General features: G+C 58.7%; 15 protein-coding genes. 4 read left to right on the top strand and 11 right to left on the bottom strand.

Annotation, left to right across the window (positions count from 1 at the left end; genetic code table 11):
• The 5 genes from BGIM_RS64915 to BGIM_RS0119535 form a co-directional block, all read right to left on the bottom strand.
• On the bottom strand, positions 1-508 hold a 508-nt coding region (locus BGIM_RS64915), incomplete at its 3' end, for an AAA family ATPase (protein WP_020471423.1).
• A gap of 53 nt (positions 509-561) precedes the next feature.
• The gene (locus BGIM_RS0119560) at positions 562-807 is read right to left on the bottom strand and encodes a hypothetical protein (RefSeq protein WP_020471422.1); all 246 of its coding nucleotides are present in this window, start codon (positions 805-807) and stop codon (positions 562-564) included.
• Between the two features lie 483 nt (positions 808-1,290).
• Positions 1,291-1,815: a transposase gene (locus BGIM_RS0119555; RefSeq protein ID WP_052639893.1), complete on the bottom strand. Its 525-nt coding sequence runs from the start codon at positions 1,813-1,815 to the stop codon at positions 1,291-1,293.
• Between the two features lie 55 nt (positions 1,816-1,870).
• Positions 1,871-2,323, bottom strand: a complete 453-nt coding sequence (locus BGIM_RS51335) for a helix-turn-helix domain-containing protein (RefSeq protein ID WP_020471420.1) — start codon at positions 2,321-2,323, stop codon at positions 1,871-1,873.
• A 1,224-nt stretch (positions 2,324-3,547) separates the two neighbouring features.
• Positions 3,548-4,156: a methyltransferase domain-containing protein gene (locus BGIM_RS0119535; RefSeq protein ID WP_020471416.1), complete on the bottom strand. Its 609-nt coding sequence runs from the start codon at positions 4,154-4,156 to the stop codon at positions 3,548-3,550.
• A gap of 172 nt (positions 4,157-4,328) precedes the next feature.
• On the opposite strand from BGIM_RS0119535, the gene BGIM_RS0119530 reads away from it, so the two are divergent.
• Entirely contained in the window at positions 4,329-5,135 is an 807-nt protein-coding gene (locus BGIM_RS0119530) for an IS5 family transposase (RefSeq protein WP_020471415.1), read from the top strand.
• A gap of 622 nt (positions 5,136-5,757) precedes the next feature.
• Here BGIM_RS0119530 and BGIM_RS0119520 read toward each other — a convergent pair.
• Positions 5,758-6,750: a radical SAM protein gene (locus tag BGIM_RS0119520; RefSeq protein WP_238537688.1), complete on the bottom strand. Its 993-nt coding sequence runs from the start codon at positions 6,748-6,750 to the stop codon at positions 5,758-5,760.
• An 82-nt stretch (positions 6,751-6,832) separates the two neighbouring features.
• The gene (locus tag BGIM_RS63090) at positions 6,833-7,036 is read right to left on the bottom strand and encodes a hypothetical protein (RefSeq protein ID WP_157369249.1); all 204 of its coding nucleotides are present in this window, start codon (positions 7,034-7,036) and stop codon (positions 6,833-6,835) included.
• Positions 7,037-7,049: 13 nt separating this feature from the next.
• On the opposite strand from BGIM_RS63090, the gene BGIM_RS63085 reads away from it, so the two are divergent.
• Positions 7,050-7,391, top strand: coding sequence for a hypothetical protein (locus BGIM_RS63085; protein WP_157369247.1), 342 nt, complete (start codon positions 7,050-7,052; stop codon positions 7,389-7,391).
• 278 nt (positions 7,392-7,669) lie between these two features.
• On the opposite strand, the gene BGIM_RS0119505 is transcribed toward BGIM_RS63085, so the two are convergent.
• The 3 genes from BGIM_RS0119505 to BGIM_RS0119480 form a co-directional block, all read right to left on the bottom strand.
• Positions 7,670-9,322 carry a glycosyltransferase family 2 protein gene (locus BGIM_RS0119505; RefSeq protein WP_162136269.1) on the bottom strand — a complete coding sequence of 551 codons (1,653 nt, stop codon included), beginning with the start codon at positions 9,320-9,322 and terminating at the stop codon, positions 7,670-7,672.
• Positions 9,323-9,723: 401 nt separating this feature from the next.
• Complete coding sequence (locus BGIM_RS0119500) at positions 9,724-10,506, bottom strand: hypothetical protein (RefSeq protein WP_157369243.1); 783 nt, start codon at positions 10,504-10,506, stop codon at positions 9,724-9,726.
• An 801-nt stretch (positions 10,507-11,307) separates the two neighbouring features.
• Positions 11,308-13,716 carry a glycosyltransferase gene (locus BGIM_RS0119480; protein ID WP_020471405.1) on the bottom strand — a complete coding sequence of 803 codons (2,409 nt, stop codon included), beginning with the start codon at positions 13,714-13,716 and terminating at the stop codon, positions 11,308-11,310.
• A 1,513-nt stretch (positions 13,717-15,229) separates the two neighbouring features.
• Here BGIM_RS0119480 and BGIM_RS0119460 point away from each other — a divergent pair.
• Positions 15,230-16,576, top strand: coding sequence for a nucleotide sugar dehydrogenase (locus BGIM_RS0119460; RefSeq protein ID WP_020471401.1), 1,347 nt, complete (start codon positions 15,230-15,232; stop codon positions 16,574-16,576).
• Between the two features lie 50 nt (positions 16,577-16,626).
• Here BGIM_RS0119460 and BGIM_RS0119455 read toward each other — a convergent pair whose 3' ends face one another.
• The gene (locus BGIM_RS0119455; protein ID WP_020471400.1) at positions 16,627-20,037 is read right to left on the bottom strand and encodes a glycosyltransferase family 4 protein; all 3,411 of its coding nucleotides are present in this window, start codon (positions 20,035-20,037) and stop codon (positions 16,627-16,629) included.
• Between the two features lie 267 nt (positions 20,038-20,304).
• Between BGIM_RS0119455 and BGIM_RS0119450 the strand changes: the two genes are divergently transcribed.
• Positions 20,305-22,671, top strand: a complete 2,367-nt coding sequence (locus tag BGIM_RS0119450; protein ID WP_157369239.1) for an AAA family ATPase — start codon at positions 20,305-20,307, stop codon at positions 22,669-22,671.
• Positions 22,672-22,679: the final 8 nt, after the last annotated feature.

The following is a 22,679-nucleotide window of genomic DNA, read 5'->3' as shown; positions in this document are numbered from 1 at the left end:
CCTCGGCGGCGATGTTCGCGGCCGCCGCCCAGGCCTGCCAGTCCTCGGCCGACACCTCCAGGTCCAGGTGGACAAAGCGGTTCAGCAGGGGCGAGATCAGCCGGTTCGCCCCCGCCCGGTCCTCGGCCCGGTTGCTGGCGGCGATGACGCCCCAGCCCTCCGGCAGCGCGTACTCGCCAAGCCGCCGGTCTAGGGTCAGTTGCAGGCACGCGGCCTGCACCAAGGGCGGGGCCTGGGCCAGTTCGTCCAGGAACAACAGCCCCTTTCCGTCTTTGGGCAGGAAGGCCGGGGGACACCAGACCGCCGCGCCTTTGACGACACTGGGCAGCCCCCGCAGATCCACCGGGTCCAGCAACGTGGCCCGGACATCAACCAATGACAGTCCGTCGGCGTCGGCCGCCTGACGCACCAGACTGCTTTTGCCAATGCCCGGCGGGCCCCACAAATACACGGGCCGTCTGGTCGGGATCAGAGCCGAGAGAGAGCGGGCCAACTCCGTCGGACGCATGATGATGCTCCTTTACATGGATCAATGATGGCGGATGGGTTTGGTTGGAATGGTTAGCGGGACAGGCTGACCCGCACGACGACCAGAGGGGTTTCACCGGCAATGACCGTTGCAACGGCCTGACGCAATTTTGCGATGAGGGATTTTGAGGCGAGAACCTCTCGGACGGCCCCGGCCGCCTCGTCGGTCAGGTCATCCGGCACGCGCATCGTCAAGTGAAATTGTTCGATCAACAGATACTTTTTGCCCATGAAGTTTTCCTTGGTGAGAATGGTGACCTTCGAAGGCCGGGATTTCATCGACTGATTTCCAATTCTCCAACCGGGGAGGTTGTTTGCGTGTCGCCGGGATGGCGACGAATTGGCTGGCCAGTTCAACCCATGCACTCTTGTCTGAATCCAGTCCGGTCAACAGCAGGGAGCCAATCCGGACGCCTGGCAAGTGGTTTTCCAAAACAGTGAATTCGAGGCAGCCAGACAGCTCTCTCGACACACTTCAATGGGCGGTGCGGGAGGAGAAGAGCGACCTTCACACAATCTTCCTGGCTGTCGGCTGCGGGCAAAATTCAAAAGACCGTGGGCCGTCCACCAGTCAGGGATTGGGAATGCCCGAGGGATCCGCTCGCTCCGCTCTTGGAGAAGCTTTCTCGGTCGTTGGCCGCCCAAGCTGTTTGGCCGGCCTGCGAGGTTATGGGGTTGATGCATTCGCAGGCGATAGAGAAGTGATCCCGCACAAGTATTCTGACGCATTTCGCCCGGATATTTAGTGGTGCATCCGCCAAGTTAACGCACAGATGGCGGGGTGGCGACGCCGGTTGTCCGACGGGGCCGGTGGCGTCGTCGCCGACCCCAGTGAAACGGATGTCGGTGCGAGTTCCAGTAAGCCGTCGCCCGGTTCACTGCCTCAACGATCTCCTCCCATGTCCCGAACCGTCGGCCCTTGAGCGCCAGGGACCGCAGGACCTTCCACCACGGTTCGATCAGGTTCAAGTACGCCGCCGCGACCGGCTGGAAGACAAACTCCCACCGCGGGTACGCCACGTTGAACAACAGCACATCGCGGGACCCATGGGCGGCCAGGTTGTCGAGGATGGCGTAGACGCGAGTGACGCCGGCCGGCAGCCATCGCTCGACTCGCTCCAGAAAATCGATCCAATTCTCGCCGGTGCGACGTGAGTACGAGTGAGTAAACGCCTCACCGGTGGCCGGCCGGAAGGCTCCGAAGACATAGCCCTTGCCTCGCCGTCCGTAGTCGGCTTCCTGCGTCGCCCGGGCCGCCGGGCGGTCCGGGACGGGGGCTGGGTCGATGACTTCCTGGCCGGGAAAGCTCTTGGCCGATTCCGGCCCATCTCGTCCAGACAGACTACGATCGAGCCGTCGGGCGGCTGGGTGTAAAGGGTTTCGATCGCCGCTTTTTTTGGGCGAACTCCGGATCGACCCGGGAGCCGAACCACGTCTCCTGGGTCCGCCATCGCAGCCTCTCGGCTTGGAGAAGTTCGTCGACGCGTGACCGCTTGATGGCGAGACCCTTCGCCTCGGCCACGTAGGCCACCAAACGGTCCAGCGTCCAGCAGCCGAACGGCAGGCCGAGATCGGCTGGCTTCGTCAGGGCGGCGGCGATGACCTCGGCTTTTTCGTCCGGGGTGTAGGTGGCGGGCCGACCCGACCGGGCGGCGTCGTGCAACGCCCGCAGGCCGACCCGGTTGAACCGTCGCAGGCGGCCATACACGGTGATCCGGGTGACGCCCAGCCGGCGGGCAATGTGGGCCGGCTTCCCGCCGTCGGCGAGGGTCGGAAAAGATGGCGGCCCGCTCAACGACTTTCCCCTCGGATTTGCGGGAACGAGTCAACTGGATGAGTTTAACCCGTTCCTCGGCCGTCATCTCCCGAAGACGCAGCGGTTTTCAAACACGTCGTGGGACGCGGAGCTTTCTGCCAAAAAATGAAGTGCCAAATAGTGTATGGATACTTGGCGGATACATCATTTTGAGTCGGCAATTCTTTCACGCCCGCTTCGTCGAGTGCCTGTAAAAATACTCGTCTTCCCACACCCTTCTGACGGTGACAAAAGGGTCGAAAAACCTCGCCCTGATCTTTCCCTGACATTCCATCTGTCTGCTTTCCGGCGGGTGACACAAGACAGCCATCGAAGAACAGACGTTAAACAGGCGACGGCCGGCTGCAGGTCTGCGGCCCGGCGCCAATCTCGTATGCTCTCCAATCCATGGAAGGACAGGCATTCCTTGTGTGGATTCCATGATCCGCATGCCGAGGCAACAATTTGGGCTGACAATTCAAATGTTGCGGTTCTGTGTCGCTGAAAAGACATTCAAACGAAGGCAAATGCCGTTTGCGCCTGTTGTTCCAGGTCAATCTCCGACTCATCAAGGCTTGTTCAAATGAGGAATCACCTGGCCAATCTCGGGATTGCGCCGCGCCTGACGAGGCAATTTTCAAAGCGATTTTATCCGGCATAGTGAAACCTTTCCAGAAATTCGCCATGCTGATCGAATCACATGTGAGTTGGGATCGCCCGGGCATTGCGTAGGGCAGGCAGCATGCCATTGGGATTTGTCAAAGCCCTGAACAAGAAGATTCGCATGATCCGACGACGAATCCGCAGTCTGCGTGCAGGGGTGAGGAAAGACCTCAACTGCAAATCCGGACATCAGGCCGCCAAAGCCGTGAAAATAACGTGATCAAGACACTCCCCAATCGAAAATGCGAAGAGTCAGGACAGTGATCGAACCTGTCTATCGCTTGAACGACGCCCGTTCCCAAAATTCGCCCTGACTTGTATTTTTGTCTTGGAATTTGGTGAGGCAATTCAAAAACAGGTTTGATAATTCCTCCGGATTCCCGACAGAAGCAAATCATCATAACTCATTCAATATGGTGATATTTTTTTGATAAGAACGTTCGGAAACAATGATGAAAGACCGTGAAAACCAAACGTTTTGCTTCATTGTTTCCGAACGCTCTAAATACTATGTAGTTCGCAAACCGCCATTTGAGTGATTCTCCTGTCACTCAACCGATTTCATCCGGCCGGGTAAACCAATCCATCATTCGCCCTCGCCATTTCGATGTAAAGATGGGGGGCAGAGGAGGCGAAAAAAACCTGGGGCGACAACGATGGCGAAATGTCATTCCCGAGCGGATCGCCGCACCGACATTCGAGCACCGTTCCCAGGCGGCTTCCCATCCAGTAGAGTTGGGCCGGTGTGTACTCGCGGACATGGTGAGGGTTCCGAGCCTGCGAGACACGATAATTCGGCGTTGTGAGAATCACACTGTAAGATGCGACTCTCAACGCGTTCGACAGCCAGGCCCAGTCCTCCTCGACATGTTCGATCACATCAAACGCGGTCACCAAAGAGTATTTGTCCGACTGAATCTCGTGAATCGGATTGTGAATGTCGACGGTGGTCAACTGCAAGGCCGGGTCTTGCAGTTCGACATGATTGGCACCCCCGTTCGCCAGCCGGTCCCGTGACATTCCGAGACCCGCCCCGACGTCAAGGATTCTGTGCCCTGTCTTCGTTCTCCCCACAAACGACTGCCAGCCGCCCTGGCCGTCCTCCCGCCCGACAAATCCCCCGAGCAATGCCAGGTCGGTGAACAGCGATTTCTTGTGCGGGGGGATCATGGCATGGTCTCCGTGGGAATTAGGTATCACTATTCTTTTGGTGATCCCAGCTCTTGTGTTTTGAAATCTGAACAGCCGGATGGACGAGGCTTATTAAAAGGCCCTGACAAAACCCCTATTTCGGCATGAGATTTGTGCCTTTTGACAGATGCCCTATCAAGGAGATGCTGTCATGGCCAGCGCGCACATGTCGGATGAGTTTTATGATCTGGTCAGTCATCATTTGCCCCCGCTGCCGCCGGTCGGCCCGTTCGGAGGCCGGCCCCAAGTCAGTCACCGAACCGTTCTGCGGGTGATTTGGTTTGTCCTGGTCACCGGATGCCGATGGGAGGACATCCCGGCCGAGTTTGGTTGTTCCGGCCGGACCGCCCATCGTCGGCTTCGCCGTTGGGAAGTCTTGGGAATTTGGGACCGCCTGCACGCCGATCTGCTGCGGTTGCTCCGGCAGGCGGACAAGCTGGACCCGGACACGGTGATTGTTGACGGCGTCCTGTTGAGGGCCTTCGGCGGCGGCGAGCAAACGGGCCCGAACCCGACGGACCGGGGAAAACCCGGGACCAAACACACCTTGCTGGTTGATCGTCATGGCGTGCCGCTGGCCATCCGGACGGCCGGGGCCAACGTCAGCGACCACCGCCAGATCCTGCCGTTGGTGTTTGACTTCCCGAAGATCGGGGGCAAGCCGGGCCGTCCGAAGCAATATCCAGATGAGTTGTATGCCGACCGGGGCTACGACAGCGATGCCACGCGGGCCTTGCTTCACTGGCTGGGGATCGAGGCCAAGATCGGCAAGCGGAACACCCCGCACGGGAGCGGGTTGGGCAAGGTCCGGTGGGTGGTCGAGCGAACCATCAGTTGGATCAAGGGGTTGCGACGGATGCGGATTCGATATGACAGGCTCGGCGTCATCCGGGATGCCTGGACCAGTCTGGCCGCCAGCGTGATTTGTTTTCAAATTCTCACCCGCGACGCTATTTGAATTAATAGGTTTTGTCAGGACCTCTAAAGAGAGACCGTATCACTCGCGGCGAGGATCAAGCAACGACGACAAAGTCCTCATGTCGGCGTGGGATTTTAGGCAAAGCCAAAACTCCTGCCTCCCTTTTCCAATATATCTGTCATCCGGTGTGAATCGTGATCACTCCCTCAATACGAATCACTTATCATTTCCCGTTTCAATTTCTTCTGAATTTCTCGCGACGTTCACAAACAGAGTAATTTCGCCGAATTTGGCCCTGGCCATCGTAAGGACATGGATTTCATGAGCCTGTTTCCGTCAACCTCCTCGCTTGATTGTTATCGCCATCGTGACCCGATCCCGGCCGTCTTGGGCCCGGTCATCAGAAATTCGTTCGGACCGGCCGGATTTCGGAAGCGATTGAGGCCATGACGCCCGGTTCTGTCAGTTTCAAATGGCGGCGACATCCGTCATCAGCCTCGTCGACGCATTTACCATGGCTCGACCAAGTGATGCGCATGGGAGCAAGCCGACGATTTCGCTTTGCGTGTGACGGTCAGGCCGGTGAAAATCCATGCGGACCCCAGCCTCGCGCAACGGAGGAAAAGAGGATGGTGAAGCCTGTTTTTGTCAGGCCCGCTCCTCAAACAAAGCATTCATGGGATCGTGGTTCGGCGACCATCATCGCGATTGATCGATTTTTTTCATTGTACATGCAGCGAGGGCAACCCGTCGCCCGAAACTGTTCAAACATTGTCTGTTTGGCCGATGAATCCCAGAGGGATTTCAACGATTGATCCCGAATGGAGCCGATCAAACCCGCCGGATTGTATGCGTTGACGCAGCATGTGTACAGTTGCTGGTCGCCGCCGACATAGGTGGTGAAGTGCATATAACCGCACGTCTCGTAATCAGGAGGCCCTTGGGCAAGATCCGAATGCCGTGAGCCAAAGTTGTTGAAGACGCGGAATCCCTTGTCGTTCAACTCGCCGGCCTGTGAACACTGGGCGTTGATCGCCATGGCGATTCCATGCCGCTCATAATAGTCCGCGCCCTCGTTTTGAAAAAACGCACTGATCCGGATGTTGTCGGCCCCAAGATCCTTGGCAAGCCTCGCGGTCATCGCGACCTCAAGATGATTCTCCAGAGTGATGACAAACCCGATTCCCACTGTCGCCCGGCGGTTTGAGACGCCGCACAAATGCCGGACATTTGCTGTGACGATATCATGCTCGCGAATCGGAACCCGTCGCACCGCCGCATACGTCGCCGCGCTTCCCGCATCCAGGGACACCCGAATCCAAGTCGCGTGGGCGGACAGCCATTCGGCCCGTCGCGGTTTGAGGAGAAGGCCGTTCGTGACCACCGCCAGTTCGATTCCGCTGTCAAAAATCAAACGGCAGAGATCATCAAAATGGGGGTGAAGCGTGGGTTCGCCCCCGCCCGTCAATTGAATCGCCCGGACACCCATGTCACGGCAGTCATCCACGATTTCCCGCAGCTTTACCCATGGAATCGAACGATTTGGATTGTTGTCGCGCGTTCCGTCCGCCATTGGCAGTCCGAAAAGTCTGTTGCTTGAGTATCCTTCAAGCCGATATGCGCAGAAACCGCATGACTGATTGCACCGGTCCATCGGGACAAGCTGCACGTGCGCGGGGTACGGTTGTCGGCCGGCCCGAAGCTCCAAGAGGTGCAGCGGAAATTTCGCCGCCTTGTCACTGGCATAGGGATTCATGGTTGATTTCCTCGATCATCCCGGCGACGGCCGGGAATTCCAGCCCGGCCAGTATTGGTTCCAGTTCGGATTCAAGCCGTTCGTAACATTGGACCGAAGCCCGGCATAACCCGGTGTCGGCTTTCCGTTTCTCATCCGCGGAAATGCGCTCCGCGTCGTCCCTGATACTTTGGCGTGTTGTCAAGGTGGCTGGCGTAATGCGGATTGATCTGCTCGCGCGCGGCCGTGTTTCCGCCAATGAGGTGGCTGTCGATGGCCCGCCAATGCTCGTGCCGGAGAACGCAACCAGGACCGAGCCATTTCGCGACCGCTCCGGCGGGGTCGTGACGGGCCATCAGCAATCGGTACGAAAAGTTGAGAGCGGGCATCTCATGTCGAAGATATTTTTGGGTGAGGCCGATCCGGGGAGCGAAGGCTTCTTCGACCGTTTGTTTATTCTGGCGGCAATGGGATTCTGCGAATTCATGCGGATATTTGGCCGGCATGATCCGATGACAATCGAACCAAGGCTCCATCCGCCGCCGTTCCATCAGCGATAACGAAATTTTGGTGGCGTCCGCAAAGACGAAAGCGTCGTCATAACGATCAAAGGCTTCCGAATGGAAAGGACTCGGATTGATCCCGTCCCGGAACCGGGAATCGAGGGCCGTGTCATCATCCGACCGTCGGCGGATTGACCAGGGACTAACGTCATCATTGCCGTCCCAAAACCTGTTGGTCTCGCTGGGTCCCCCGAACCCATCCGCCGAATCGAGGAGAAGATTCAAGAGACTGTTTCCCGAATAGCCGATTCCCCGGACATGGATGATCCGGCGGCTCACGACAAAACCTCCCTGAGGGCCGCGCAGATTGCGGAGTCGAATCGGGAGAAATTATCGCGGGTGAGTTTTTGTTCCCAGCGCTGGGATATCGGATCGCCGCCAAACCAGTGCAAGCCGATTGTTCCGGGCCTGCGGAAACTGGCGTTTTTCTCAAAAAGGTCCTCCATGTGAAGCCAGTCGAACAGGTAAACCGTGTCCTCCGGGATGCGGCAGACAGCCATTTCCCAACGTCTTTCAATCATCGACACATCCGGCCATGGCAGGAGCACAAACGGGCCGGCGCTCTGATATCTTGCCGGATCAAAGACGCGGATGCATTCGTCGCGACAATGGGCGAAAAAGGGATTTTCAGGCGCCGAGAAGATAAAACCGATGGCATGGATGCCGCCAAACTTCGTCGGACAAAGGCCGATTTTCGAGTGGTATTCGCGGGGCGAGTTAAACGGCAGACTGTTCATCGGCTCGGTGAAAACGATGTCGATGTCGGCTGAAAAGCCCCCCTCAGTCGCAAGCAAATGCCAGCGGAGAAAGTCACCCTTGAAGTTTTCGGGCACGTCGTTCCGGAAGCCGAGGGATTCAAAATCATGCTCGACAAACTCGACAGGCAATTGGCGAAGGTCGTCGGTGTGATCGCTGCCGGTGACATGCTGGCCGGTGATTTTGTGCTCGTGTGTGGGCCACGTCGGCGTTCCATCATAAAGATATTTTGGCATGTGGATTTTGACCCGCCAATCGGGGTTGAGCCGGAGGAATGAGACGACCGTCATATATCGAAGAAAAGAAAGCGTCCTGCCCCCCCAGTAGAAATGAACGACCTTGGGAATTCTCGACAGTTTCCAAAGACCGGGATTGTTGACGGCGGAGACGGTCAGGCTGGAGTCATGGTATCGCCAGGTCCCGAGAATTTTCGGCACGCGCACGAACGATCCGATTTCCGCCATTCGCCGGTGCCAGTCCCAATCCTCGTTCAGGCCAAGAGAGAACGTTCCGACCCTTTCCGCGGCCTCGCGTCTCCAGAGCCAACAAGGACCCACATAATTTTGCAACTCAAGCCGCCCGCGGTCAAACTCAGGAAGGCGGCAGGTCTCGGAAACAACGAGGGTTCGCTGGTCGAAAATCTGGAAATCCGAATAGGCCATGACGGCCGGAGGATTGTTCTCGAGGGCGTTGCGCAAGTCCTCAAGAAACTCAGGCTCGACAAAACTATCGGCGCTCCACCAAGTCAGGTACCGGCCGGTCGACTCGCGGAACCCCGCGTTTAGGGCCGAGCCGGTCCCGCCGTTTGATTTGGTCATGACGCGCACACGCGGATCGTCAATCGTTTGAAGAAATTCCCAAGTGCGATCCGCAGAGCCATCGTCGACGACGATTAATTCAAAATCTTTCCAGGTCTGGGCGAGTAGCGACTCCAGCGTCTGCGGAAGAAACTTCAGCGCGTCATAGGTCGGGACGACCACGGAGATTTCCGGAGAGGCCGGACATTCCCGGCCGCCATAAAGTGCGATCGCCCGGTCCAGAACGAGCCGTTCCTGCTCGGTGACAGGGAGATCATTCCAGCCTGGAACATCCTCAATGCACATGCGGGCGAGATCCGACCGCGTCCATGTCCGCACTTCCCATCGGGGTCGGCTTGCGGTCTCTCGCGGCATGTTTCCAACCTCCGCCAGGCGGACCCGGTGGAGCAACCTCGTCGTCGGCGGATGGGAACTCACATAGCCATGGCATTTCGGCCCGCAGCCAAATGCTTCGCAGACATGGGAACCCAGCGGCTGCTCCAGATGGTCGCAACCGCTCCAGCAAAGCGACATGGCCAGTCCGAGAGCCTGGCGGCGGCCCCGGGACAACCTGGCGCCCAAGTGGAAGCACGGGGCGTTCTCATCATCCACCGGCCGCTGGCCGGAAGATTCATGGTTCACGCACCAGCATTCTGTCACGCAGAACTGGGGGCTGACGCCGTTGGGCGCCAACAGCCTTGACGAACCGCAAGGGTGGTTGCCGTCGCCTCGCTGTGGTCCGCGATGGCGGCAGGGGGGAAGGAGGTTCATCAGACTCATATCGGGAACACCGTCGCGGCCGGGGGCCATGCGAAATCGTCATCGGCCTCGCTTAAAATCATTTTGTTGAGACCGGTCTTGTTCCATGAGGCGACAGGTAGATAGCAGGCGAGCACCCTGTTTCTCGCCGCAAACTCCAGCATCCATGCGGAGTTCTTCTCTCCGGCAGAAAGCGCCGCGATGACGACTCCGACAGGAACATTTTCCGTGCCCAGCCACACATCACCCGCAAATTTGATCGAGTCGAGGGTCCACGTTTTATCGGCAAATGAACAATCAAGGAGCCGGCCAGCCTTGACTTCGCCGACAAGCTCGATTTTCCATCGGGCCGGGAGCGGATCGGCGCCAAGGAGTGTGATGCTTGAAATTGGGTTGCCGAAAGGTTCGGAAATGGTGACTTTTGTCCTCAATTGAAAGTGATTGGTGATGCGGCTGATCTGTTCCTGACCGAGGAGAAGTTCGTAATTGGCATATTCGCCGGAAAGCCCGACGTTTTTTGACGCGATCAGGTTGCCTGATTCCAACAGGGAAAGCGTTGCGGGAACGTTTTCATCACCTCCATCATTCCGGCTTGCCCGCATTCGAACGCTCAACAACCACGAATCTGGCGACATGTTGGAAAAGACCGCATGTCTTACCAAAATATCGATGCTTCCTGAAATCGATGAAACCGACGGCAATGAATCCTTCGACGCAACATTTGCGGGCAACGGATATGCCGGTATCGGCTGACGGCCGATAACAGGACTGGCTGATGGGACTTCAAAGGGTTGTGGCATGAGATTCATTTTTTGAAAAACAACAATTCTCAATCGCTCGTCAAGTTGGAAGACGATCCGGTTGACAAAAGGGAGTCACGTTGAGATATGTTGAAGTTTAATGGCATGTTTGCCGACAATGCAAACGAAAAGAGTAGAATAATCGGTTTGAATTGACGGCTTTTGACACATCGGAACGTCACCAACACAGGCAAGAATTGTGGTTGAAACAGCCGCAATCACGGCCTTTACGGCACATGGCGGGGATGTCAACAGGTCAGTCGACGATTGGCTGGCATTGATCGTCTCGCAGGGAAGGTATCGTTTGAGTTGATTGGGGGCATGCGATAAATTTGCCGGTTCTGCTCGCCGGACCGTCTCGACTGGCTCGCCACTTTTCTAACTTGCATTGAACAACGAAGGCAGTCGTCTCACGATATCTTCGAGGCAATTACCCGGCCGTTGATCCCGCCAAAACCACGAGGGTGATCTCCGACGGGAATGGCGATGATCCGATGGATGGGCACGGCCGGTGGTGATTTCCAATCCTGTCTTTGGGATCGGTTGCGGCCGGACCAATCTGTTCATTTGACGACGCCATTGATTTTCGGGAATGGCGACGGGTTTCCTTCATATCATCCGATCCAGAACACATGTCGACATGATCCTGGCAATTTCGGTTTCATCGGCTGTTTCCATGGCGTTGACGATCCGATACGAACGCGAGGCCTGATTTGTCAGCGGTTTTCCATTCAAATCCGTCAGTTTGACGAAATCAGACAATTCGGCCGGGGAGCAAATAATCCGAATTGGCGGGGAGCTTCACATTTGGGTCGTCTTCCGGTCGGTGTGAATCCGACAAATCACCTCTTCACGCCACACGACGGGCAAATCCGGGTTCAGCCGGATCGTGCCAGCGATGAAATTATGGTCCCCTCCATAGTGATTTTCCCAAATGCCGAACGGGATTCCGGCGGGATGGACAAACATGGGTGTGCCAATGTTGCCAAAACGGACTTCGGGAGTCTGCCAAAGCACATGGCCCTCGTCAAACTCCATCCGGAACAGAAACAATCCGTTCGGCAGGGCGGCGATCGCCCGTCTCACCTTGTCCAACCCCCCGGGAACGTATTCATCGTCATCGTCGAGGTGCATGACGTAGCCGGTTGGAATTGTCGGCAAAAGACGATTGCGGATGGTGTGCCCCCAGTCGCCGTTCGGACCGTCCGGCATTTCGATCAGCCGCCCCGGCAGGCCCGCGTCCGCCAGGGAGGCTTTGATCCATTCATTCGCCGGGCCGTCGGACACCAGAAGAAGCTCGTCCGACGGCGACAGTTGGCCTTGCAATGATTTGAGGGAACGGGCTAGGGATACGCGTCCGATGGTCGGAAGGATGATCGTGAGTTTTGAAACGGCGGCTTTTGCCTCACCGGCAAGGGGAGCCGTCCAATCCAAATCAGCCTGCGCCCGGCCGTGGTCATTCATCCGGCGGGCCATCCACACGGCCTCCAAAACCAGCCGGGCCAAATCCGGCCGGATGAAAGCCAGCTCTTCATGAAGCGTTCCGAGGATTGAACAGATATAACGATTTTTGCCTGGTTCATAGAGCCAGACATCATTGTTGACATGCTCCAGTTGCCTCGCTTCGTCCTCCGGGGTGAACTCGCGGAATGGTTTTAACAGTCTGATCTGCTCACACCGGGGAAGCAAGGGCCTGCCGGCCCACTTTTGCTCGTAATACGTACGGTTTGCATCAACCTGCCGGTCCAGTTTCGCCTGCCCATCCGGCGGCAACGCGCGTTTGGTCTCGCTGCCGCCGTGGCTCGATCCGCATGCCCCGATGCTTCCCCATCGCACGCCGGCGATGACGATCCGGCGATAATAATCAGCGTCCTCATAGTACGCGGGATAAAACGCCTCGTCATAGTCCCCGACTGTGACCCATACCTGCGAAAGTTGCTTGAACGCGGCCCAGCCCAACGCCAGGGTGACCGGGCACGGATCATTCAACAATGTTTCAAAGAGCGTCGGGCCGGCGATCACATCATCGTTGAGAAGGATCAGCGGCAATGGGGCGGTGAGCCGGTGCAACAAATTCCAAGATGCGGCGACACCGAGATTTTTTCCAGGCCGGATAACTTCGACGTCCGGCAAATTCGTCGAGAACATCCCGCCGTTGTCGATCACAACCACCCTAGTCGGCCGGAGGGTGGCGGCGAACACGGCGGCCAAGCACTGATCGAGCAGGTCGTAACGGTTTAGCGTCGGGATGCCGACGGCAAAGGGCCTTGTCACCGAAACCGGAGAAAAGGTCAATTTTGTAGCATCCTTGGAGGAGCCGGCCGCCGCCTCGCCGCCGCGAATGATTCGAGTTACCTCGGCGAGGGCTAGTTCGGGAGTGACCGATTGAATGTTGGCGCAGGAATTTTTACAACGCTCGTCAAACGGTTCCTGTCCGTGGCAACCCGAGCAGGACAGCTTTCCTTGGAGACAGGTCACCCGCGGATACCTGCCGAAGATCCGCTCGACGCTGGTGCTTCCCCCGAGGACCACCGTTGGAACGCCGAGGATGCCGCCGAGGTGGGCCATTCCCGAGTCGGCGCCGATGACACACGCCGAGTTCAACATCGCCCCGGCGAGCCGTTCGGCCGGTTGGGCGACGAGCTTTTCGGAATATCGAAATCGTTCGGTTCCCTGGACGTCCGAATGGACGATGGCCGTTCGAATCCCGGCGTCGCGTAGCAATCCCTCCAGGGTGAGCCAGTGCTGAAGGCTCCACTCGCGGCTTTTGTCCGTCGAGAACGGACTCATCAACACCGCGCCCGCCAAATCACGGCCGAGTTTGCGGACTCGTTCCGGCTCGCGCAAGGCCGGAATGAACGTCCCCGTCGCGCCAATGTTCTTCGCGTACCTTTCCCAGCGAGGGACGGCCAGCCTTGTCCGGGTCTCGGCGGCATATCCCAGGTTGATTTGTCTTCGGCCCAGAACGGGTTCTTCCGTGTGATTGCGAAGATGAACGCCGATGCCGTCGTAACCTTCGAAAAGAGCGACGAACGGCTTTGCAAGACTTGAGACGTGATAAAAGACGGCCGCCGTCGGCTGATCGGCTTTGAGCCGTGCGACGGCAATGAGGCCCAGAAGGGCGTCTCCGATGCCGCCGCCACCCTGCTCGATGCGAATCACGCCCGGTTCCGGACGAGCCGGCCCCGGCGAGTCGGTCAGTGGTTCCACGCCGTCTTCGGGGGAGTAATCCGGGCAGCGAGGTCCGCAGTCGACGCAGGCGCGAACACCGATCTTTCCTCCATGGCCTTTTTCGCATTTCCGCGTGCGACAGCCGGTGCCCGGTCCGAGATGCTCGCAAAAGGAGAGCGGTGTCTTTGTGGGAGAAACGAGAGACGGAGAAATCACGCCAGCCGGGACGGTGACGTTCGCAGGCGCGCGGGAGCTTTCCGCAGGCTCCGGATTCTTGATATTATTGTGCCATTGCCAGCATAGCCGGCAGTCACGTCCGTGAAGAAATGGTTGACCCGGCGTGAACCGGTCACAACCGCATGGCCGTCTGCTCAAGGTGACTCCGAGATTTTGATGACGGCCGACGACCGCCTCGGGAAATATGGAACAAATCTTATCCAAAAAACATTGTGAATGGCGAGACGGCGGCCATATTTTGGAAGTCCACGGTGGCGTTGTCATTCCACAACCCTTTTGAGCTGGCAGAGACATAAACTTCAGGAAGCGTTAGCGGCTGATCGGACCGGGTGATCAGCCACAACACCTGCCGACGGGTTTTCTCCGCCTCCGATCGGGAAGGTCCGGTATCGACCTGGCGAAGATCGCCGCAAGCCTGGACTGCGTGATGGTCCGGGTGGAGGAGTTGCCCGCCGGGTTGCGGAAACTCGCCGCACTTTTACACCGGGGGGCTCGACGAGACAGCCGCTCTGTGGCCCTTGGTGCGATCCGCCATTCAATGGGTGAGGCGGGTCGTCCGGGCCATCAAGAACAAAACCGGGCTCCGTCCCGAAAAGTGCGTCGGCAATTGACGCGCGTCACGTCCGGATTCGCCGGGAGCCCCGGAATCTCCCGACACCTCGGCGCGGTCGCAACTGCGTCATTTTGCCAGAGAGACCAAAAGCTGTTGGTTTGGTCTTTTTGCCTTCCACGACTTACCGGACATCCCCTGCGCCAACAACGACTTGGAACATCTGTTCGGAAACCGTCGATATCACAAATGGCGGTTGAGCGGCCGACGGAAGTCGTCGACGGGGCTGGTGGTGCGAAGATCGGTTCGGGTGGTGTCAGGGGTGGCAACCCGGCTTCAAACGGAGGCTGGCCTGAATTTGCCGGAGGATTTCTTGGAAAACTGGCGGAAAACATGGGCCGGTTTGGAGAGCCGCCGGGAAACCCGACGGCAACAAGGCCGTTTCCGGCGAGAGCCCGACGCCGATCTTAACACGCTGGAAAACAAGTGTCTCCAGCCAAAGCGATGCTGAATGAGACAGCGCGCGCGGAAATTCAGGCTGACGCCACCGGCGAAGGCCAGACGGAGAAATTGAAAGCCTTCGGCGAATGACTGCCATTGCTTGCCGGCTGGTGTGATAAAGTCACGGAAATCGCGGTTTGCACGCTGCTTGCATCCTCAACTGCGTAAGACGTAAGACAGACTGAGCGGACAGAACCTGGCGTCATCGGGACGACACAATCGTCCCCCCGCATGCGCATTTCACGTTCGGAAGGAATTCGCTCGATGTCCTTGAACCATGAAGAGCAAACGGCTTTGGCTGGCAAGTTTGCCGTTGATGTCCTTGAAAGACGGACCAAAATATGTTTCGTCGGGATGGGACGTTCCGGATTGACGCTGGCGGAAACATTCACAAATGCGGGTTTTAGCGTCCTCGGCTTCGACTTCGACGCCGTCAAAATTGAGAAACTGAAAAATGGCGAGATTGAAGACGGCGTCATTCCGCCCGAAACGGCGAAAGAATTGTTTGCCAGCGGCCGGTTCGATTCCACTTCTGATTCCCGCCGCTTCCGTGAGGCTGATGCGATCATCTTTTGCGTCCCGACGCCGTTGAAGGACACCCGACAGCCGGACATGTCTTTGTTTGCGGGCGGCGCCCTCGCCCTGCGTCCGCAGTTGCGCCCCGGCCAGCTCATAATTCTGACCGGCGGCGCATATCCGGGCGCGACCGAGGAACTTTTTCTGCCCGCCCTGGCCGTCTCCGGACTCGCCGCCGGGTGTGATTATTTTTTGGCATACAGCCCGGAACTGGGCAATTCAATTTCGAGGACGGATTTGCGTCATCGCGTTCCAAGAGTGATTGGAGCCATTGACGGCATCAGTCTTGGCCTGGCCGCGACCCTCTTCGGGCCTGTTTCCGGAAAACTGACTCCGGTTGAAGGGATACGGGTCGCGGAAGCCTGCCCGATTGTGGAGTCCGCGCGCCAGGTCGTCAACACCGCGTTGGTCCGCGAGTTGAAATCGGTGTTCGAGGCCATGGGAATCAATGCGTGTGAAGTGCTGGACGCGACGAACGTGAACTCCGCCGACCCGGTGACGCGCCAAGGCATTCCAGGCCAGGGTTCCCGCCACTGGCCGGCCAGCCCGTTTCACCTTACCTGGGCCGCACGCCGGCATGGTTGTGACGCGCGATTGATCGAACTGGCCGGGGAAGTGATGGCCGCCATGCCGGCATGCGTTTTTCAAAGGATCGGAGACGCCCTCAATGAAATTGGCAAGCCGATCAAGAATAGCAGAATTCTCCTGTTGGGCGCGGCATGTGACAAAGATGTCTCCCTTTCCTCCGGCGGCCTGGCGCCTGACCTCATTGAAATGCTCCGGCAGCGAGGGGCGGAGGTCAGTTATAACGACCCGTCGATTTCACGGTTGGAAATCAAGGGGGCCGGAAACATCCGGCTCGACAGCAGGCCATTGTCTGCGGAATTGCTGGCCGAACAGGATTGCGTCGTGATCGTGACCGATCATTCCGCGTATGACTTGGACTGGATTCTCGGCCATGCGACAGTTGTGATTGACACTCGAAACACGACCGGCCCGACCCCGCGGGGCCCGTGTCGTGTCTGGAAGGCATGAGCGATCTCAATCCCGCGGCTGACACAAGACGGCAAGACGACTTTGGCGGATCACGTCATCTTTCCGCGAGATCGCGCCCGCAGCAACGGACGGTAATGTTTGTGGATGATCATCGGCCAGGCATAATGTTCCTCAAACCGGCGACGTCCGGAAAGCCCGAGTCGTTTTCGCAACTCCGGATCATCAAGCAGCATCGCCAGCTTTGCGATCAGGTCGGCGACATTGCCCGGCTCGAACAAAATTCCCGAAGAACCGTCCGGAACGGTGAAGGGAAGCCCGCCCAGCCGGCTGGCCAGCACCGGCCGCCCGGCCGCCATGCCCTCGACGGCCGTGCGGCCGAGCGCCTCCTGGGCGACGGCGGGAACGGCGACAATGTCGGCGGCGTGGAAATGCCGTGGCAAATCGGATTGCGACTGCCATCCGACAAAACGAATGAAATCCCTGGCATAATCAGCCCGCGAAGAGTCTGTGACAATCAGTTCAAAATCCTTCCGACGGCGCCACAAGTTCTCGCAAGCCTCAAACAGCACATGAAACCCCTTGATCCATTCCGAGGTCAGACCCGCGAAGAGGATTTGAATCCGGTCATTTTGGCCCCGATCCCGCTCGGCCGCGGGCGGGGGAAACCTCGCGGGATCCATTCCCGCCGTGACGACGCGGACATCCGGCGCATACGGGCTGACCATCGCCTCCGTCAGCGGGTTGACAACGAGAACGGCTCGCGACTCGGCGAAGGCCCGAAAAAAAATCTCGCGATATTCCGGTGTTCCAACACCGCTGAGGGCCCGCTCGGCGCGATGCAAATCCCCCGAGGACCGGTCATTTTCCCGGACGCATTCGGCGCAAGCGTCCGGCCGGGCCAGTTGATGCAGGGGACATTGGCGGGGCGGTCCGGGCGGGGCCGGCCGCAGACGGATATTGTTGAGTGGACACAGGCACTCCAGGGCCTGGAGACGCAGGATCACCGGATACGGCCGGACGGCGTCCGCGAGCAACGGCTTGAAATTCCATGAATCGCTGACAATGACGGCATCGGGATCGAACCCTTGCACGGCCTCGCGGAAGCGGGCTTGAATCGAGGCGGCATTCCATGTTGATTCGTCGAAGGCCAGTTCAACCGCGGGATGAGGCGGATGGCCGACGACCCGGCCAATCCCCCACCCGTCATGCCTCGCGTAAAAATGCCGCACGTCGTAGCCGTCCAGCGCCAGAAATTTTGCCAGCTCCGTCGTGTGCACCGTGCCCCCGCCGGTTGAGGGCCAGTTGAACAGCAGGCTGAGAATTGCCACGCGGACGGGCTCCGGTCTGGCGCTTTCCGCGGGCGTCGGGCCTGAATGATCGATTCGGTCGGCGGCGCCAAGTTGCTCAAGATTTTGGCGGGCGGGGCCGCATTCCGGATGCAGTCTCAAGGCAAGCAAAAATCCGGCCACGGCCCCCTGGCGATCACCGGCCCTCGCTTGGATCGCGGCGAGATCGTTTATTGCCAATGCCCGAAGCCGATAGTCTCCGGCCGAGACTCGCAACCGGTCAAGAATGAGCCTTGCGCCGTCATCATTGGCCTCCAAGGCAAGAGTTTGCGCCAGCTGATATTGCTGCCGTTGCGAATCATTTGGCACAATTGGCCGAATGGCCAGAAAATGATCGCCCATGTTCCACGAATGGGGAAATCCGTCGGCGAACCGGTCGCATCGTCCAAAACCGGGGACGTCGCTCACGAAAAAATCCTCCAGCCTGGACACGGCAAATGGAAGGCCGGCGCGATGCGGAACATCCTGCCAGTGGCCGGAATAAACGCTGCGATCGCCGGCCACCTCATACCAAGCCGGATCGACGATGACCACTTTGAAATGCCGAAGGATCGGGCAGTAGGGAGCCGGACGGTGTAATCCATTCGGCTTGACGGTGCGATGATCCGCGAGATTCCAAGATATTTCACCGGTCAGGTGAAATAACCGATCCTCCATCCACGGGAAGCCGCTTCCCCCATGATCCCAGTGATAATGCGTTTGCCGGCAATAAATCGGCAATAATGCCGTGTCGGCCCACTCGGCAAGCTCGGAGGGGTGCGGGTAAAATTGAGGAGCGAACCACCGGACCGAGTCAAACCCCCCCGCTTGCGCCCAAGCCGCGATTTTTCGCGGATCATGATAGGCAAACTCGTCCGGATGACAGAGCATGACCCAGTGGCCGGTGCCAAACCGTTTGACGATCTCCTGGCAGACGATCGCGCGAAGCCCCTGGTTGGTCCGGTGCGGAATGATGAAATCCCGTTCCCGCAAATAAATTAGTTTCTCCGCATGTCTTGCCGCAATTTCCGCGGTCCGGCCGCCATCCGAGCCGTCAAGGCACACGACCGCATCATAAAGCGGCAATTGATCATCACACCAATCGCCGAAGACCGACTCGTCATCCTTCGTGATCATCAACCCGTACAGCTTCGGGATTCCCGGGAAGGCCGCGATGGCGGCGGGACGGACTCTTTCGTCTTTCGGCGAAGATTCCTTTGACAACTCCATCGTCGGGGCCGATTTGATGTTGCGTTTGAACCACGCCTCCTCCATCATTTGTCCCGCCCGCCCGGCGACGCTGCTCGGCGAGAGGTCGGCAAGGAGTTGCCTGCCGGCCTGACGGGTGGCCAGCCAGTAGCTTTCCGAAAGCCATTGCCGCTCATCCAAGGGAGACGGCACATTCAATCCCAAGGCGGCCAAATGCTCGCCCGGACCGGAACCGGGATTGATGGCCACGGGAATGCCGGAGGCCACGAAGTCGATCAGTTTTGCCGGAGGCTTGTGACGGCTTCGGAAGTCGTCACCCTTGATGTCGAAGGCGGCCCTGGCCTGTCTTGTCATGGCCACATGAAGCCCGGGACTCCAATTGTGAATGCGAATATCCTGGCCGGCGCGGAACCCGAACGCGGACGCCTTCAGGACATCGCCCGGATGTTCCGGATTTGTCAGGATGTCCAGCGGCAACGGCAGGGGATGCCGGTCAAGCCAGTCAGCCAGAGGGGGAATGTTTGTCCGTACCCCGACCCAAAGAAGGGAGCCGGTCTGTTGGCGGGATTCCCGCATCGGAGCGGCGTATTTGATCGGATGATCGATGTAGGCTGTTTCGGCCAGCGAAGAAAAATACGTCATCAAACGGCGGGAGTGAACCAAAATCAGCGAACAACGCCTCAGCCAGTCCGCGTCGGAGACAATTGCCGACGCGGAACCATAAACATCAACAGGACAAAAGACCAAGGCGCTGTCGCGGGCGACCCTTTCCGCCCATCCGGCCGGGGGAAGGTGTTTGACCAGCACGACAATGTCGGCTTCCGGCGTCTCCCACGGTTTCCAAACAGACGTGATGAACCGTCCCCCAAGCCCGTCGACAAGGGAACGGCCGACCCAGTCCCAAGATCCCCATCCGGTGAATTCGGGCCCAATGGCTATCGTCAGTCGGCGGGAAGGCACGCTCATAATCGCTCTTTTTGGCGAAGAATCTTGAATCTTCGTTCGTGATGAAAAGGATATTGGACTTCGACTTTGCAGATATCAACTTTTCAGGCGGGGCATCTCGTTGAACGGAGGAGCGGTTGACGTTGCCTTCATTGACGGGAAACTCTCATCATATTGTCCGTAAAAAAGGGGCGGATTGCAAGAGATTGCTTGCGTGTGCGTTGCGCTGGAATTATAGTGAAATTCGCCACAAATCGATCCTTCGAGACTCCTTCCCCGCGAATGCCCATGCCGTTTCAGAATGGATTCTTCGTCCCCCAACTTGTCACAGACCCGCGTGCCCGCGCGATCTTGCTCGGAGTCGCCCCCGGAGGCGGCGTCATTAACCCGTCGGACTTTCTCATGTCGGCCCTGCGATTGAATGACACGAGAATCAAGTCGGTCATGCGGGGCGCCGTTCAAAGTGGAAGCCTGGAGGAGATGATCGAGGGGTTTCCAATCACAGAATTGCCGGCGGATCCGATCACGAAAAAGTCGCGACAACACTTTTCCCCGGAAGCCCTGCGGGCGCTCGACGAGTTCGCCGCCGTCCTTCGCGGCAGCGGGGGACTTCTCAACCCGGTCGCGCCGGAACTGCTGCTTCATTTTGTCCTGGTTCACATGGAGCCCTCCGGCCGGGAATCCCTGGCAAACCTAGACATCGGGAAGGCGGCGGGACTGTTTCGTGAGGCGGTGGGACTGGCCATGACAGCGGCCTCGGCCCCGGAGTTGGAAAAACCAACAACCCCGACCGCCGACTGCCCTGAAATGCCAGGCGAACCCATCCTGCTCCCGCGAGCAATCGCCCCGTCGGAAGACCTGACATGGAGAGCCCGGCAATCCGTCGGCGACAAGACGCTCACGTTCAAGAACGAATTGATGTATCAGGAAATATTTGAAAACATGGCTCGCGGGATGCACCGCCGGCAAGACCCGCATGTGTTATTGACGGGCGAGCGGGGCGTCGGGAAGGCCGCGGTGGTCGCCGAATTCGCCCGTCTCGCGGCTGGCGGACATATTCCGTTCCTGTCAGCCTGTCATTTTTTGATGGCAGACGGCCGCCACATTCCGCCGGATGAAACCCGGCCGCGACTGGCCGCCCTGTTGGCGCACATCGCCGGCCGTGAGGATTTGGTGGTGTGTCTCGACGGGTTTGCAAGGTTGCTCCGAGGCGACCGGGGATCGAACAAGCCGGCGATGTTGGAAGCCCTGTCTGATTGCCAATGCCGGATCATCGGCCTCCTGACGCCGCAGGAATATGAGGAGGTTGTCGCCGACGATCCCGAGTTTGGCGAGTTGTTCACCCGGGTCGATGTCCCGGAACCGGATCAGGACACGGCCCTGAGACTGACCGCCCAGTTCGCCCGGGGGCTTGAGACACGTTATGGCATCGGGATCGATCCCGATGCCATTCGGCAAGCCGTCGTGTTGTCCGCCGGTTATGTCTTGAACGACCAGTTCCCCGCCAAGGCCGTCCGTGTCCTGACCCAAGCCTGTGAACGGATCGACTATGATCGCCGCCAGCTGGCCCGGCCCGGCCCGGTCCTGACGGCCGACCACATTGTCAGAATCGTCTCGGAACTCAGCGGGGTTCCGGCTGAAACTCTTTGTGGCGTCGCCGGGCAGACGGACTATGAGCAGGGGTTGCGTGACGTGATTTTCGGCCAGGACCATGCCATCCGCGAAGTCGCCGCCGAATTGGGCCTGATCAAGGCCGGGATGACGAACGCCACCAAACCCGCCTCCGTGATGCTTTTCCTGGGACAGACGGGAACCGGAAAAACGGAGATGGCCAAGGCGCTGGCCCGGTTTTATTCGGCGTCAAAGCGGCTGAAGACATACACCTTGGGGAATTGCGTCGAACCGCACAGCGTGGCGACCATCATCGGCGTCCCCCCGGGATACGTGGGCAACGACCGGGGCGGACGGTTGGTGAACGAACTGAACGCCGACCCCTACGGCGTGGTTCTTTTGGACGAGGCCGACAAGGCCCACCCGGACGTTCTTCAACCCTTTCTGAACTTGTTTGACGAGGGATGGGTCACGGATCAGCGGGGGGTGAAGGCATTTGGAACCAAGGCGATTTTCATTCTGACCACCAACGTCGGCCAGCGAATGATTTCAGAGATGGCCCGGGAGGGAAAATCAGTCGACGAGATCACGAGTCGCATGAAGGAAGCCTTGTCACAAATCCGGCATGGGAAGTCCGACCGGCCCGTGTTCACTCCGGAGTTTCTGGCCCGGATCAAGCGAATCATCGTGTTCAAACCGCTCGACGGGGATGCGATGCGCGCCATCGCGGACAAGCGGCTTAGGGAGATATCGCGGAACTGGCGGGAGGAACGGCGCAAGGAATTGACGTGGCCCGAGGCCCTCGGGCATTACGTTGGCAGGGCCGCCCACCGTCTCGACCGGCAATCGGGCGGCCGGGAAGGCGGCCGCGTGGTTCACAAACTGACGGCGGAGTGGGTTGAGTCGCCGTTGCAACGCGCCGTCAGCCAGGAGCCGGCCTCCTATCGACAAGCCTCCCGCGTGGTGTTGACGTTTTCCGCCCCGGAGGATCCCTCCGACGACAAGCCTTATTCCATGCCGGCGGTGCAAATTTCCTTTCAATAGGAGATCAT

Source organism: Zavarzinella formosa DSM 19928 (assembly GCF_000255705.1).
GTDB lineage: Bacteria > Planctomycetota > Planctomycetia > Gemmatales > Gemmataceae > Zavarzinella > Zavarzinella formosa.
Note: the sequence above shows the minus strand (reverse complement) of the source record. Positions and strands in the feature narration are given on the sequence as shown.

What these genes read in the sequence shown, in the direction of transcription:
- BGIM_RS63085 (WP_157369247.1), top strand. Translation starts at nt 7,050, where the DNA reads ATGCGGATTGATCTGCTCGCGCGCGGCCGTGTTTCCGCCAATGAGGTG.
- BGIM_RS0119505 (WP_162136269.1), bottom strand. Translation starts at nt 9,322, where the DNA reads ATGCCGCGAGAGACCGCAAGCCGACCCCGATGGGAAGTGCGGACATGG.
- BGIM_RS0119520 (WP_238537688.1), bottom strand. Translation starts at nt 6,750, where the DNA reads ATGGACCGGTGCAATCAGTCATGCGGTTTCTGCGCATATCGGCTTGAA.
- BGIM_RS0119530 (WP_020471415.1), top strand. Translation starts at nt 4,329, where the DNA reads ATGGCCAGCGCGCACATGTCGGATGAGTTTTATGATCTGGTCAGTCAT.
- BGIM_RS0119535 (WP_020471416.1), bottom strand. Translation starts at nt 4,156, where the DNA reads ATGATCCCCCCGCACAAGAAATCGCTGTTCACCGACCTGGCATTGCTC.
- BGIM_RS0119450 (WP_157369239.1), top strand. Translation starts at nt 20,305, where the DNA reads ATGCCGTTTCAGAATGGATTCTTCGTCCCCCAACTTGTCACAGACCCG.
- BGIM_RS0119500 (WP_157369243.1), bottom strand. Translation starts at nt 10,506, where the DNA reads ATGCCACAACCCTTTGAAGTCCCATCAGCCAGTCCTGTTATCGGCCGT.
- BGIM_RS0119560 (WP_020471422.1), bottom strand. Translation starts at nt 807, where the DNA reads ATGAAATCCCGGCCTTCGAAGGTCACCATTCTCACCAAGGAAAACTTC.
- BGIM_RS0119460 (WP_020471401.1), top strand. Translation starts at nt 15,230, where the DNA reads ATGTCCTTGAACCATGAAGAGCAAACGGCTTTGGCTGGCAAGTTTGCC.
- BGIM_RS0119455 (WP_020471400.1), bottom strand. Translation starts at nt 20,037, where the DNA reads ATGAGCGTGCCTTCCCGCCGACTGACGATAGCCATTGGGCCCGAATTC.